Genomic DNA, 12639 nt, shown 5'->3' with positions numbered 1-12639 from the left:
TCTGGCCACAGCTCGTGGGGGGAACATGCTACAAAACATCAGGGACCGTTCGCAGGGATGGATTGCCAAAGTCATCATCGGATTCATCATCCTGCTGATGGCGCTGACCGGCTTCGAAGCGATCATCCGCGCCACGGGTCACCAGGGTGCCGTCGCCCTGGTCAATGGCGACGAGATCAAGCAGACGGAGCTGGCCCAGGCCGTGGAAATGCAGCGTCGCCAGCTGCAGCAACAACTGGGGCAGGGCTTCGATCCGTCCACCCTGGATGACCGGTTGCTGCGCGAATCCGCCCTCAAGGCACTCATCGACAAGCAACTGCTGCTGCAGAGCGCCAAGGCCGATCGCTTCGCCTTCTCCGAGCAGGCACTGGATCAGTTGATCCTCAACACCCCCGAATTCCAGACCGAAGGGCGTTTCGATCCCCAGCGCTTCGATCAGGCCGTTCGCCAGATGAACTACAACCGCCTGCAATTCCGCGATCTGCTGCGTGACGAAATGCTGATCGGTCAGCTGCGTGCCGGTATCGTCGGCAGCAATTTCGTCACCGATGCCGATATCGAGGCCTTCGCCGCGCTCGAGCGTCAGACCCGCGATTTCGCCATGCGTACCGTCAAGGCCTCGCCGGCTGGCATCACGCCGACCCAGGACGAGATCCAGGCCTACTACGACAGCCACAAGAACGCCTTCATGACGCCTGAGCAGGTAGTCATCGAGTACGTCGAGCTGAAGAAGGCCGCCTTCCTGGCCAAGGCCAAGGTCGACGAAAGCCGCCTGCAGGCCGCCTACAAGTCCGAGATCGCCAATCTGTCGGAGCAGCGTGACGCCGCTCACATCCTCATCGAGGTCAACGACAAGCAGAATGATGAGCAGGCCAAAGCCAAGATCCAGCAGATCCAGGAGCGCCTGAACAAGGGTGAAGATTTCGCCACGCTGGCCAAGGAGTTCTCCCAGGATCCGGGTTCGGCGGCCAATGGCGGTGACCTCGGCTTTGCCGGTCGCGGCGTCTATGATCCGGCCTTCGAAGAGGCACTGTACGCCCTGGCACCGCAACAGGTTTCGGCACCGGTGCGTACCAGCTTTGGCTGGCACCTGATCAAGCTGCAGGGCGTCCAGGCGCCGGAAGTGCCTACCCTGGCCAGTGTCCGGCCGCGTCTGGAACAGCAGCTCAAGGCGGAAGACGCCGACCGCCTGTTCGTGGAAGCGGGCCGCAAGCTGGAAAGCTCCGCATACGAATCCTCCGACCTGAGCCAGCCGGCCCAGGAGCTGGGTCTGCAGGTCAAGACCAGCGCACCCTTCGGTCGCGAAGGTGGCGAGGGGTTGACCGCCAACCGCCAGGTGATCGAGGCGGCCTTCAGCGAAGACGTCCTGCGTAACGGTGCCAACAGCACCGCCCTGCAGCTCGACCCGGAGACCCTGGTGGTGATCCGTGACAAGGAGCACCGCACGCCGCAGCTGCAACCCCTGGATGCGGTCAAGAAAGAGATCGTGACCCGCCTGACCCAGGAAAAGGCCGCAGCCGTAGCCAAGCAGGCCGGCGAAGAGCAGCTCAAGGCGTTGCGTGCCGGCGGCAAGGCCGCCGCGGGTGACTGGCGCACCGTCGAAGCCGCCACGCGCAACCAGGAGGGCGTCGATCCCCAGGTGCTGCAGGCCGCATTCCGCATGGCCAAGCCGGAAGCCGACAAGCCGTCCTATGCCGGCATCAGCCTGCAGAACGGTGACTTTGTCCTGATCCGTCTGCAGGGGGTAGGCGTACCCAAGGAAGCCCTGAGCGCCGAGGACAAGGCGTTGTATCGTCGCTACTTGGCCTCGCGAGCCGGGCAGGTCGATTTCGCGGCCTACCGTCGAGCCCTGGATGCCAAGGCCGAGATCAAGCATCTCTGATACGAAAAAAGCCCGGGAAACCGGGCTTTTTCTTGGGTGGCGACAAAGGTGTCCGTGCCTGTCGAGCGCCTCCGGGAGGGAGGGGGGCAGTTGCCTCGAGGTCTTACTGGACCAACTCCTGCTCGTCGAACAGGCCATCGAAGAGCATCGTCGACAGATAGCGCTCGCCGGAGTCCGGCAGGATGACCACGAGGGTCTTGCCCTGCATCTCCGGGGTCTCGGCCAACCGCACCGCGGCGGCCATGGCGGCGCCGCAGGAAATGCCACAGAGAATGCCTTCCTCACGCATCAGGCGCTGGGCCATCAGCTTGGCCTGTTCATCGCTGACCTGCTCGACGCGATCGACCATGGCGAGGTCCAGGTTGCCGGGTACGAAGCCGGCGCCGATGCCCTGGATCTTGTGCGGGCTGGGTTTCACCTCGGCACCGGCGAGGGTCTGGCTGATGACCGGCGAGGCCTCCGGCTCCACCGCGACCGAAAGGATCGGCTTGCCCTTGGTGTTCTTGATGAAGCGCGAGATGCCGGTCAGGGTGCCACCGGTACCGACGCCGGCCACCAGCACGTCGATGGCGCCATCGGTGTCGTTCCAGATTTCCGGGCCGGTGGTCTTCTCGTGGATGGCCGGGTTGGCCGGGTTGTCGAATTGCTGTGGCATGAAGTAGCGATCGGGCTCACTCTCGGCGATTTCCCGGGCCTTCTCGATGGCGCCCTTCATGCCCTTGGCCGGCTCGGTCAGCACCAGCTCCGCCCCCAGCGCCTTGAGCACCTTGCGCCGCTCCAGGCTCATGGAGGCCGGCATGGTCAGCACCAGGCGATAACCACGGGCGGCGGCGACATAGGCCAGGCCGATACCGGTGTTGCCCGAGGTCGGCTCCACCAGACTCATGCCAGGCTTGAGCAGGCCCTTGGCTTCGGCGTCCCAGATCAGGTTGGCACCGATGCGGCATTTGACCGAATAGCCCGGATTGCGCCCCTCGATCTTGGCGAGCAGGGTGACGCCCTTGGGGCCGAGGCGGTTGATGTAGACCAGTGGCGTGTTGCCGATGGACTGGGCGTTGTCAGCGAAGATGCGGCTCATGGCGGATCCTGTACGGCGCGGAAAACTCGCAGCCTAGGCCTTGCGTACGATGGCGTCCAGCCCAGGCACGGCGTGTTATCGTCAGGCGAAACAGCTGCCAGAGGATAGATGATGGCCTTTCAGGGTACCGAGCGTTATGTGGCCACGGCCGAGCTCAGTCTGGCGGTCAATGCCGCCATTCAGCTGGGACGTCCGCTGCTGGTGAAGGGCGAGCCGGGCACTGGCAAGACGCTGCTGGCCGAGCAGGTAGCCGAGAGCCAGGGCGCACGTCTTATCACCTGGCACGTCAAGTCCACCACCAAGGCCCAGCAAGGCCTCTATGAATACGATGCCGTGAGTCGCCTGCGCGATTCCCAGCTCGGGGATCCCCGGGTGCAGGAGGTGGCGAACTACATCAAGCCCGGCAAGCTGTGGGACGCCTTCACCGCCGAGGATCCAGTGGTGCTCTTGATCGACGAGATCGACAAGGCCGACATCGAGTTTCCCAATGACCTGTTGCTGGAACTCGATCGCATGGAATTCCATGTCTACGAGACGGGCGAGACCATCCGCGCCCAGCGACGACCGGTGATCATCATCACCTCCAACAACGAAAAGGAGCTACCGGACGCCTTCCTGCGTCGTTGCTTCTTTCATTTCATCCGCTTCCCGGAGCGGGAGACCCTTGAGCGTATCGTCCAGGTGCATTACCCCGACCTTCAGGCGCGCCTGATCAAGGAGGCCCTGGATCTCTTTCTCGACCTGCGCAGCGTGCCGGGGTTGAAGAAGAAGCCGTCCACCTCGGAACTGGTGGACTGGCTGGCCCTGTTGCTGGGCGATGAGGCGGCGCAGCGGGCCCTGCACGGCGAGGGTGGCCTGCCGCCGCTGGCGGGCGCCCTGCTGAAAAACGAGCAAGATCTGCAGTTGCTCGAACGCCAGGCCTTCATGCGCCGCCGGCGGAGCTGAGGGCGGGCATGTTCCTCGACTTCTTCACCCGACTCAGGGCCGCCGGCATTCCGGTGTCCCTGGGCGAACTGCTGGATCTGCACGCCGCCCTGGATGCGGGCCTGGCAGTGGCCGATCCAGACGCCTTCTATCTGCTGGCCCGTGCCGTGCTGGTCAAGGACGAGCGCTTCTTCGACCGCTTCGATCAGGTCTATGCCGGCGAGCTGGCCAGGTCCGAACGTCTGGCGGAGACCAAGGCGATTCCCGCGGACTGGTTGCGGCTGGAGTTCCAGCGCTTGCTGTCGGAAGAGGACCGCCAGCGACTCCAGGCCCTGGGCGGCCTCGACGAACTGCTCGAAACTCTGCAGCAGCGCCTCGCCGAGCAGCGCGAGCGGCACGCCGGTGGCAACAAATGGGTCGGCACGGGTGGCACCAGTCCCTTCGGCAGCGGTGGCTACAATCCCTTCGGTGTGCGCGTCGGCGAGGCCGGTACCCGCCAGGGGCGGGCGGCCAAGGTCTGGGAACAGCGTGACTATCGCAATCTGGACGATCGCGCGCCCCTGGATCGGCGCAATCTGCAATTGGCCCTGCGGCGGCTGCGGCGCTTCGCTCGCCAGGGTGCGGCGGCGGAGTTCGATCTGGATGAGACCGTTGCCGCCACGGCGCGGGAGGGCGGGTTGCTGGACGTGCGCTATCGCCCTGAACGACACAACGCCACCAAGGTGCTCCTGCTGCTCGATGTCGGCGGTTCCATGGATCTGCATGTGCGCCTGTGCAGCGAGTTGTTCAGCGCCTGTCGCCTGGAGTTTCGCCACCTGGAGTACTACTACTTCCACAATTGCGTCTATGAACGCGTCTGGCGTGACAATGCCCGGCGCCATGAGGAAGGGCTGAATACCGCCGAACTGCTGCGCCGCTATGGCGCGGACTACCGCTTGGTGATCGTCGGCGACGCCAGTATGGGGCCCTACGAGATCACCCATCCAGGTGGCAGCGTCGAGCACTGGAACGAAGAGCCCGGTGCCCTGTGGATACAGAGACTCTGCCAGCACTTCCCACGGGCGGTCTGGCTCAATCCCTATCCGCAGGATGGCTGGGCCAGCAGCACCTCGATCCAGTTGCTGCGCGAACTCATGGCCCAGCGGATGTTTCCCTTGACCGGCGAGGGGCTGGGCGATGCCATCCGATCCTTGACCCGCCCATGAAAAAACCCGGCCGAAGCCGGGTTTTTTCATCGCTCGCGCTTAGCGCTGACCGTAGCGGCGCAGGGCCTCGATGCGGTCTTCCAGCGGCGGGTGGCTCATCAGCAGACCGGCCAGACCGTTCTTCAGCGAGCCGTTGATGCCGAAGGCGTTCAGGGTGTCGGGCATCTGCACCGGGATACCCTGCTCGGCACGCAGGCGCTGCAGGGCGCCGATCATGGCGTTGGGGCCAGCCAGGCGGGCACCGGCTTCGTCGGCGCGGAATTCGCGTTTGCGCGAGAACCACATGACGATGATGCTGGCCAGGATACCCAGGACCAGTTCGGCGATGATGGTGGTCACGAAATAGGCGATGCCGTGGCCTTCCTCATTCTTGAAGATGGCCTTGTCGACGAAGTTGCCGAAGATCCGCGCGAAGAACATCACGAAGGTGTTCACCACGCCCTGGATCAGCGCCAGGGTCACCATGTCGCCGTTGGCGACGTGACCGATCTCGTGGGCCAGCACCGCGCGCACCTCGTCGGGCGAGAAGCGCTCCAGCAGGCCCTGGCTCACCGCGACGAGGGCGTCGTTACGGTTCCAGCCGGTGGCGAAGGCGTTGGCCTCGTAGGCCGGGAAGATACCGACCTCGGGGGTCTTGATGCCGGCTTCGCGGGCCAATTCCTCGACGGTCTGCAGCAGCCACTGCTCATGGCGGGTACGCGGTTGGCTGATGACCTCGGTACGGGTACTCATCTTCGCCATCCACTTGGAGATGAACAGCGAGATCAGCGAGCCGGCAAAGCCGAACACGGCACAGAACACCAGCAGACTGCCATAGTTCTGACCGGTGTAGCGATCCACGCCAAGCACCTTCAAGGTGATGCTGGCAACGATCAGCACCGCCAGGTTGGTAGCCAGAAACAACAGAATGCGCATCATGGTGGGGTATAGCTCCTCACAGGTTTATCTGCCGGCTATATAAGGTTCGGCCCCGATCCATTCAATGTTTCCACTATTGCAAACTGTGTCGTCTGGGGGCTGGCGAAACTGCTGGCGGCTGTCGCGCGAGTGCCTGCGCCGGTTGACGCCGCGAGGCGCGTCAACCGATGAAAGACCCGGAAATGCTTTGCCGCTACTGGGCGTAGCCACCAAGGAAGTTGCCGATGCGGCCGATGGCCTGTTCCAGATCATCGACGCGGGGCAGGGTGACGACCCGGAAGTGGTCGGGCCAGGGCCAGTTGAAGGCAGTGCCCTGGACCACCAGCAGCTTTTCCGAGAGCAGCAGGTCGAGAACGAATTTCTCGTCGTTGTGGATGGGGCAGACCTTGGGATCGATCCGCGGGAAGGCATAGAGCGCGCCCATCGGCTTCACGCAGCTGACGCCGGGGATGTCATTGAGCAGTTCCCAGGTGCGATTACGCTGCTCCAGCAGGCGTCCGTGCGGCAGCACCAGGTCGTTGATGCTCTGGTAGCCGCCGAGAGCGGTCTGGATCGCGTGCTGGGCCGGCACGTTGGCGCACAGGCGCATGTTGGCCAGGATGTCGAGGCCTTCGATATAGCTGTGGGCGCGGTGCTTGGGGCCCGAGACGATCAGCCAGCCCGAACGGAAACCGGCGACGCGATAGGACTTGGACAGGCCGTTGAAGGTCAGGCACAGGACGTCCGGCGCCAGGGAGGCGGTGGAGATGTGCTGGGCTTCGTCGTAGAGGATCTTGTCGTAGATCTCGTCGGAGAACAGCACCAGGTTGTGCCGCCGCGCCAGTTCGACGATGCCTTCCAGCACCTCCTTGGAATAGACCGCGCCGGTGGGATTGTTCGGGTTGATCAGCACCAGCGCCTTGGTGTTGCTGGTGATCTTGGCTTCCATGTCGGCCAGGTCGGGGAACCAGCCGGCCTGCTCGTCGCACAGATAGTGCACCGGCTTGCCGCCGGCCAGGCTGACCGCGGCGGTCCACAGTGGATAGTCGGGAGCCGGGATCAGCACCTCGTCGTTGTTGTTGAGCAAGGCCTGCATGGCCATGACGATCAGCTCGGAGACGCCGTTGCCCAGGTAGATGTCCTCGATACCGACACCCTCGATGCGCTTCTGCTGGCAGTACTGCATCACCGCCTTGCGCGCGCTGAACAGGCCCTTGGAGTCGCTGTAGCCCTGGGCGGTCGGCAGATTGCGGATGACGTCCTGCAGGATCTCCTCGGGCGCCTCGAAGCCGAAGGGCGCCGGATTGCCGATGTTGAGCTTCAGGATGCGATGGCCTTCCTCTTCGAGGCGCTTGGCATGCTTGAGGACCGGGCCGCGGATGTCGTAGCAGACATTGGCGAGCTTGTTCGACTTGGAGACCTGCATGGGGAAATGAATCCTGGAAAAGGGGCGAGTAAGACTCGGCGGGGACGGACGCCGACCGGCGCTTGGCAGCATCCGCGGGTGGATGCCAGACTGAGCGGGAATCATACGGCCGCATCGCCTGTTACAAAAGATGCGCCGGCATCCAGAGAGGTCATCATGGAAAAAGTACAGCGTAGCCCGGAAGACTGGCGTGAGCGCCTGACCGACGATCAGTTTCGCGTCTGTCGCCTGGCCGCCACCGAAAGACCCTATACCGGTGCCTACTGCAACACCAAGACGCCTGGCGTCTATCATTGCGCCTGCTGCGAGCTGGCACTGTTCGACTCCAGCACCAAGTTCGACTCCGGCTGCGGCTGGCCCAGCTATTACGCGCCCATCGATGCCGAGGCGGTGCGGGAAAAGGAAGACTTCAGCCACGGCATGCAGCGCATAGAGGTGCTCTGCGCCCGCTGCGATGCCCACCTGGGGCATGTCTTCCCCGACGGTCCACCGCCGACCGGTCTGCGCTATTGCATCAACTCGGTGGCGCTACAGTTGCAACCCAGGGCCTCCGCGTGATCAGGGACCTCCTCAGCGTGCCGTTCGAGACCGCCGATGGCCAGCGGGCCTGTCTGGCCGATTGGCCGGCGCGGGCCTACCTGGTGGTCAATACCGCCAGTCGTTGCGGCTTCACCCGTCAGTACGACGGCCTCGAGGCGCTGCAGCAGCGCTATCTGGCCGAGGGACTGCGGGTGATCGTCTTTCCCTGCAATCAGTTCGGTGGTCAGGAGCCAGGTAGCAATGCCGAGATCCAGACCTTTTGCCTGACCCGCTTCAATGTCAGCTTTCCGGTGATGGCCAAGCTCGACGTAAATGGCGACGGCGCCCATCCGCTGTTCGTGGCGCTCAAGCAGGCGGCGCCGGGCTTGTTGGGAGGCGCCATCCGCTGGAACTTCACCAAGTTCCTCGTCACGCCGGCCCAGGGGCGCGTCCAGCGCTTCGCGCCCATCACCCGTCCTTCCCAGCTGGAAAAGCATGTCCGCCAGGCGCTGGCGTCCTAGCAGGCTATCCGTCCAGACTTTGTCTGGGCGGTAAAAGTCATACGATAATGTGTGGCTTTAAGGGCGGCTGACCCGCCTTCTTTTTTCGTCGTCAAGGATCATCCCTGTGAATGCCTCCCTAGAAGACTTTCTGCTCCACGCACGGCAGGTGCTGGAGCGCCTCGAACCCCTGTTGCCCCATCGTCGCGAGCCGCTGGACTGGCAGCACTGCTATGCGGCGCGCTGGCGCCGGGAAGGCCATGGCGGCTATCTGCAGCCGCTCGACGTCAATCTGGAATTGCACCTGGCCGACCTGCTGGGTATCGATCGGCAGCGTGACCAGCTCGCCCGTAACACCCGCCAGTTCGTGGCCGGGCTGCCGGCCAACCACAGTCTGCTGTGGGGCGCGCGTGGCACCGGCAAGTCGTCGCTGATCCGGGCGCTGTTGGCGGAGTATGCCGGGCAGGGCCTGCGCCTGATCGAAATCGAGCGCGACGACCTGGCCGATCTGCCCCGCGCCGTGGAACAGCTCGCCGGCCAGCCACAGCGTTTCGTGGTGTTCTGCGATGACCTGTCCTTCGATTCCGGCAGCGACGATTACCGGGTGCTCAAGAGCGTGCTGGATGGCTCCCTGGAGCAGGCGCCGGACAACGTGGTCCTCTACGCCACCTCCAACCGCCGTCATCTGGTGGCGGAGCGGCAGAGCGACAACGCCAACTGGGAGCACGTCGACGGCGAGCTGCACCCCAGCGAAGCGGCCGAGGACAAGATCGCCCTGTCGGATCGTTTCGGACTGTGGCTGTCCTTCTATCCCTTCACCCAGGATCACTACCTAGCCGTGGTGCGCCACTGGTGCACGACCCTGGCCGGCAAGTCCGGCCTGCAGCTGGAGTGGTCCGAAGAGGCGGATCGCGAAGCCATCCGCTGGGCGTCCGGTCGCGGCAACCGCAATGGCCGTTGTGCCTATCAATTCGCCCGCCAATGGGTCGGGCTCAAACTGTTGGAGAACGCATGACCGTAGAACTGACGGGCGTAGGGGCAGGACTCGAGGGCTACGCCATGCTGGCCGCTCAGGTGGAAGCCCTGCTGGCCGGTGAGCGCAACCTGGTGGCCAATGCCGCCCAGTTGTCGGCCTTCATCTATCAGGAAGTGCCGGACCTGAACTGGGCCGGCTTCTATTTCGTCGAGGGTGAAGACCAGCTGCTGCTCGGCCCCTTCCAGGGCAAGGTGGCCTGCATGCGCATTCCCTTCAACAAGGGCGTGTGCGGCGCGGCCGCCCGGGAGCGCCGCACCCAGCGCGTCGAGGATGTCCACGCCTTTCCCGGGCATATCGCCTGTGACGCGGCCTCGCGCAGCGAACTGGTGGTGCCGCTGGTGCAGGACGGTCGCCTGATCGGCGTGCTGGATCTGGACAGCCCGCATCCGGCGCGCTTCAGCGCGGCGGATCAGGCGGGTATCGAAGCCATGGTAGAGGCCTTTCTGGCCGCGACCGATTGCTGATCGGCGGGGGAGGGCAGGGAAGCCCTCACTCGTAGTCGTTCTTCTTGCGCCAGCTGTCGTCCTTGAGCGTGTCCACGCTATCCGACAACTCGTTGGCGCTGCTGCTGGCCTGCTCGACCAGTTCGCTCTGTTGGCGTTTCACCTGGGCAATCTGCTCTTCCAGATAGGCCAGCAACTCGGTATAGCGCTCGGGTTGCTGTTGCTTGCGGATCTGCATGATCGCCCGTTCGTACGACTGGCGTGCCTGGATATAGTGTTCGCTCTTGATCTGCTGTTCGGCCTGGTAGCGAAAGAACTCCACATAGGTGGCCGTGAGCAGGTAGCGCATCTCGCCCACCCAGCGCTGGGCTTCCTGGCCGTCCAAAATGCCGATCTGATTGGCATGGGCGACGAGTGCGTGCAGCATCTCCATATAGCCACGAACTTCCTTGACCCGCGCCTCGGTATGCACTGGCCTGGCGGCATTGGTGAGTTCGATGTCATCGCCCTTGGCCAGGGCTTCTTCCAGTTCGGTCTTGCGTGCGGTAAGGCCGGCGGAAGGGGCTTGCAGGGCGGCAAGGCGGGCGATCAGGCCGAGTTCGATACGGTGGAACAGCTGCTTGAGCGCGGGGGTCATCAGCTGGCCGGGCAGACTGCTGCCCAACTGGGCGCAGCGCTTGATGCGGTCGGTGAGGTCGGCGACCAGGCGCTGCTTTTCCAAGCGGCCCGCTTCGAGCTTCTGGTTGACGAAGGCGATCATGATCAACAAGAGGATGCCAAGTCCCACTACCGCTGCAATCATCGTTGAGGACATGACCTTCTCCATGGTGCTTGCCCGCCGTTTGTCGTGCGAGCGAAGTCGTTGATTTGAAAAGTATTTAATCAGCTATTGACGCCCAGGGTAAGGCTCCCTAGAATGCGCGCACTCCCAACGGCGGCAAGCGTCAGCCGAGTGGTAGGCCAGAGTCCTCAGGGATTCTACCTGGTCCCCTTCGTCTAGTGGCCTAGGACACCGCCCTTTCACGGCGGTAACAGGGGTTCGAGTCCCCTAGGGGACGCCAAAAATTGCGGGAATAGCTCAGTTGGTAGAGCACGACCTTGCCAAGGTCGGGGTCGCGAGTTCGAGTCTCGTTTCCCGCTCCAAATACAGTCCGGTTGCCTCAGGGCGGGCGGATGCAGGGTGAAAGGCCTTGCGGAAAGAGGTTTCGTCCCCTTCGTCTAGTGGCCTAGGACACCGCCCTTTCACGGCGGTAACAGGGGTTCGAGTCCCCTAGGGGACGCCATATTGCGGGAATAGCTCAGTTGGTAGAGCACGACCTTGCCAAGGTCGGGGTCGCGAGTTCGAGTCTCGTTTCCCGCTCCAAACACAATCTCACGGTTTCATGACAGTGGGATGCGAGGTGAAAGGCCTTGCGGAAAGAGGTTTCGTCCCCTTCGTCTAGTGGCCTAGGACACCGCCCTTTCACGGCGGTAACAGGGGTTCGAGTCCCCTAGGGGACGCCACATTGCGGGAATAGCTCAGTTGGTAGAGCACGACCTTGCCAAGGTCGGGGTCGCGAGTTCGAGTCTCGTTTCCCGCTCCAAATAAACAAAGACACCGCCTCAGGGCGGTGTTTTTGTGTGCGTGTCTTTCCGGCCTGCCAGACGCCCGGCACCTGGCCGGGCGCGAGCCTGTCACTGGGGCGTATAGATCTGGTCGAAGACCCCGCCATCGGCGAAATGGGTCTTCTGGATGCCACTCCAGGGACCGAATTCCTTCTGCGCATCGATCAGTTCGAGCTTGGGAAAGCGATCGGCGTACTGCGCCAGGATCTGGGCATTGCGCGGTCGCAGGAAGTTGTCCGCGGCGATCTTCTGGCCTTCTTCGGACCAGAGATACCTGAGGTAGTCCTCGGCCTCGGCGCGAGTACCTTTCTTGTCGACGACACTGTCGACCACGCTCACCGGCGGCTCGGCCTGCACCGAGATGCTCGGGTAGACCACCTCGAAGCCGCCCCGGCCGAATTCCCGGGCGATCATCTCGGCTTCGTTCTCGAAGGTCACCAGGACATCGCCCTGCTGGTTCTTCATGAAGGTGGTGGTGGCGGCGCGACCGCCGGTATCCAGGATGGGCACGTGCTTGAACAGCTCGGCGACGAAGCCGCGGGCCTTCTGCTCGTCACCACCCGGTTGGCGCAGGGCGTAGGTCCAGGCGGAGAGGTAGGTGTAGCGACCGTTCCCGGAGGTCTTGGGATTGGGCACGATCACCTGGACGCCGTCCTTGAGCAGATCGGACCAGTCATGGATGCCCTTGGGATTGCCCTGGCGCACGATGAGCACCGTGGCCGAGGTGAAGGGCGCGCTGCGATCGGGCAGGCGGGTTTCCCAGTCCTTGGGCACCAGGCCGCGATCGGCCAGGGCCTGGATGTCGGTGGCCTGATTCATGGTGATGACGTCGGCCTGCAGGCCGTCGATGACCGAGCGGGCCTGCTTGCTGGAGCCGCCATGGGACATCTGGATCACGGGCGTGTCGCCGTGCTCGGCTTTCCAGTGTGCCTGGAAGGCCGGGTTGTAGTCCTTGTAGAAGTCACGCATGACGTCGTAGGAGACGTTGAGCAGCGGCGGCGCGGCGAGGGCCTGGGCGCTGGCCGCCAGGGCGGCGGCGAGCAGGGTGAAGCGAAGGATCTTCATGGGGGCATCCTGCGATTGGGGGTGCAGGACTATAGCCTGTCGCCCCGGCGGCGTGCAGA

General features: G+C 63.7%; 12 protein-coding genes and 6 tRNA genes. 13 read left to right on the top strand and 5 right to left on the bottom strand.

Features of this window, described 5'->3' with window-relative positions:
- The first annotated feature begins 25 nt into the window (after nucleotides 1-25).
- Nucleotides 26-1882: a SurA N-terminal domain-containing protein gene (locus tag LRS53_RS13475; protein ID WP_231356240.1), complete on the top strand. Its 1857-nt coding sequence runs from the start codon at nucleotides 26-28 to the stop codon at nucleotides 1880-1882.
- Between the two features lie 103 nt (nucleotides 1883-1985).
- On the opposite strand, the gene cysK is transcribed toward LRS53_RS13475, so the two are convergent.
- On the bottom strand, nucleotides 1986-2960 hold the full coding sequence (gene cysK / locus LRS53_RS13470; protein ID WP_231356239.1) for a cysteine synthase A: 975 nt from the start codon (nucleotides 2958-2960) through the stop codon (nucleotides 1986-1988).
- Nucleotides 2961-3071: 111 nt separating this feature from the next.
- On the opposite strand from cysK, the gene LRS53_RS13465 reads away from it, so the two are divergent.
- Nucleotides 3072-3905 (top strand): AAA family ATPase, encoded by an 834-nt coding sequence (locus tag LRS53_RS13465; RefSeq protein ID WP_160923236.1) that lies wholly within the window; start codon nucleotides 3072-3074, stop codon nucleotides 3903-3905.
- Nucleotides 3906-3913: 8 nt separating this feature from the next.
- On the top strand, nucleotides 3914-5089 hold the full coding sequence (locus LRS53_RS13460; protein WP_231356238.1) for a vWA domain-containing protein: 1176 nt from the start codon (nucleotides 3914-3916) through the stop codon (nucleotides 5087-5089).
- Between the two features lie 39 nt (nucleotides 5090-5128).
- Here the strand turns inward: LRS53_RS13460 and htpX are convergent, their stop codons facing one another.
- Nucleotides 5129-6007 carry a protease HtpX gene (gene htpX, locus LRS53_RS13455; protein ID WP_017642582.1) on the bottom strand — a complete coding sequence of 293 codons (879 nt, stop codon included), beginning with the start codon at nucleotides 6005-6007 and terminating at the stop codon, nucleotides 5129-5131.
- A 193-nt stretch (nucleotides 6008-6200) separates the two neighbouring features.
- Complete coding sequence (locus tag LRS53_RS13450) at nucleotides 6201-7412, bottom strand: pyridoxal phosphate-dependent aminotransferase (protein WP_017642581.1); 1212 nt, start codon at nucleotides 7410-7412, stop codon at nucleotides 6201-6203.
- A gap of 156 nt (nucleotides 7413-7568) precedes the next feature.
- Here LRS53_RS13450 and msrB point away from each other — a divergent pair, with 156 nt between their 5' ends.
- From msrB to LRS53_RS13430, 4 genes are all read left to right on the top strand, one after another.
- On the top strand, nucleotides 7569-7970 hold the full coding sequence (gene msrB, locus LRS53_RS13445) for a peptide-methionine (R)-S-oxide reductase MsrB (RefSeq protein WP_093249097.1): 402 nt from the start codon (nucleotides 7569-7571) through the stop codon (nucleotides 7968-7970).
- Nucleotides 7967-8452: a glutathione peroxidase gene (locus LRS53_RS13440; protein WP_184290829.1), complete on the top strand. Its 486-nt coding sequence runs from the start codon at nucleotides 7967-7969 to the stop codon at nucleotides 8450-8452. Before msrB ends, LRS53_RS13440 begins: the two co-directional genes overlap by 4 nt.
- 106 nt (nucleotides 8453-8558) lie before the next feature.
- Nucleotides 8559-9446, top strand: coding sequence for an ATP-binding protein (locus LRS53_RS13435; protein ID WP_231356237.1), 888 nt, complete (start codon nucleotides 8559-8561; stop codon nucleotides 9444-9446).
- Nucleotides 9443-9931: a GAF domain-containing protein gene (locus LRS53_RS13430; RefSeq protein ID WP_231356236.1), complete on the top strand. Its 489-nt coding sequence runs from the start codon at nucleotides 9443-9445 to the stop codon at nucleotides 9929-9931. Before LRS53_RS13435 ends, LRS53_RS13430 begins: the two co-directional genes overlap by 4 nt.
- A gap of 25 nt (nucleotides 9932-9956) precedes the next feature.
- Here the strand turns inward: LRS53_RS13430 and LRS53_RS13425 are convergent, their stop codons facing one another.
- Nucleotides 9957-10724: a hypothetical protein gene (locus LRS53_RS13425; protein ID WP_231356235.1), complete on the bottom strand. Its 768-nt coding sequence runs from the start codon at nucleotides 10722-10724 to the stop codon at nucleotides 9957-9959.
- A 171-nt stretch (nucleotides 10725-10895) separates the two neighbouring features.
- Between LRS53_RS13425 and LRS53_RS13420 the strand changes: the two genes are divergently transcribed.
- The 6 genes from LRS53_RS13420 to LRS53_RS13395 all read left to right on the top strand — a co-directional run bounded on the left by LRS53_RS13420 (nucleotide 10896) and on the right by LRS53_RS13395 (nucleotide 11493).
- Nucleotides 10896-10971 (top strand) — tRNA-Glu (locus LRS53_RS13420).
- A 6-nt stretch (nucleotides 10972-10977) separates the two neighbouring features.
- A tRNA-Gly gene (locus LRS53_RS13415) sits at nucleotides 10978-11053 on the top strand.
- Nucleotides 11054-11117: 64 nt separating this feature from the next.
- Nucleotides 11118-11193: transfer RNA gene (locus LRS53_RS13410), tRNA-Glu, on the top strand.
- Nucleotides 11194-11197: 4 nt separating this feature from the next.
- Nucleotides 11198-11273: transfer RNA gene (locus LRS53_RS13405), tRNA-Gly, on the top strand.
- Nucleotides 11274-11337: 64 nt separating this feature from the next.
- Nucleotides 11338-11413, top strand: a tRNA-Glu gene (locus LRS53_RS13400).
- 4 nt (nucleotides 11414-11417) lie between these two features.
- Nucleotides 11418-11493, top strand: a tRNA-Gly gene (locus LRS53_RS13395).
- A gap of 91 nt (nucleotides 11494-11584) precedes the next feature.
- Here LRS53_RS13395 and LRS53_RS13390 read toward each other — a convergent pair.
- Complete coding sequence (locus LRS53_RS13390) at nucleotides 11585-12580, bottom strand: sulfate ABC transporter substrate-binding protein (RefSeq protein ID WP_231356234.1); 996 nt, start codon at nucleotides 12578-12580, stop codon at nucleotides 11585-11587.
- Nucleotides 12581-12639: the final 59 nt, after the last annotated feature.

The organism is Pseudomonas sp. PLB05, assembly GCF_021106615.1.
Classification (GTDB): domain Bacteria; phylum Pseudomonadota; class Gammaproteobacteria; order Pseudomonadales; family Pseudomonadaceae; genus Chryseomonas; species Chryseomonas benzopyrenica.
Note: the sequence above shows the minus strand (reverse complement) of the source record. Positions and strands in the feature narration are given on the sequence as shown.

Excerpts from the sequence above, each read along its gene's own strand:
- LRS53_RS13390 (WP_231356234.1), bottom strand. The coding sequence starts at position 12,580 with ATGAAGATCCTTCGCTTCACCCTGCTCGCCGCCGCCCTGGCGGCCAGC.
- htpX (WP_017642582.1), bottom strand. The coding sequence starts at position 6,007 with ATGATGCGCATTCTGTTGTTTCTGGCTACCAACCTGGCGGTGCTGATC.
- LRS53_RS13465 (WP_160923236.1), top strand. The coding sequence starts at position 3,072 with ATGGCCTTTCAGGGTACCGAGCGTTATGTGGCCACGGCCGAGCTCAGT.
- LRS53_RS13450 (WP_017642581.1), bottom strand. The coding sequence starts at position 7,412 with ATGCAGGTCTCCAAGTCGAACAAGCTCGCCAATGTCTGCTACGACATC.
- msrB (WP_093249097.1), top strand. The coding sequence starts at position 7,569 with ATGGAAAAAGTACAGCGTAGCCCGGAAGACTGGCGTGAGCGCCTGACC.
- LRS53_RS13460 (WP_231356238.1), top strand. The coding sequence starts at position 3,914 with ATGTTCCTCGACTTCTTCACCCGACTCAGGGCCGCCGGCATTCCGGTG.
- LRS53_RS13430 (WP_231356236.1), top strand. The coding sequence starts at position 9,443 with ATGACCGTAGAACTGACGGGCGTAGGGGCAGGACTCGAGGGCTACGCC.
- cysK (WP_231356239.1), bottom strand. The coding sequence starts at position 2,960 with ATGAGCCGCATCTTCGCTGACAACGCCCAGTCCATCGGCAACACGCCA.
- LRS53_RS13425 (WP_231356235.1), bottom strand. The coding sequence starts at position 10,724 with ATGTCCTCAACGATGATTGCAGCGGTAGTGGGACTTGGCATCCTCTTG.
- LRS53_RS13475 (WP_231356240.1), top strand. The coding sequence starts at position 26 with ATGCTACAAAACATCAGGGACCGTTCGCAGGGATGGATTGCCAAAGTC.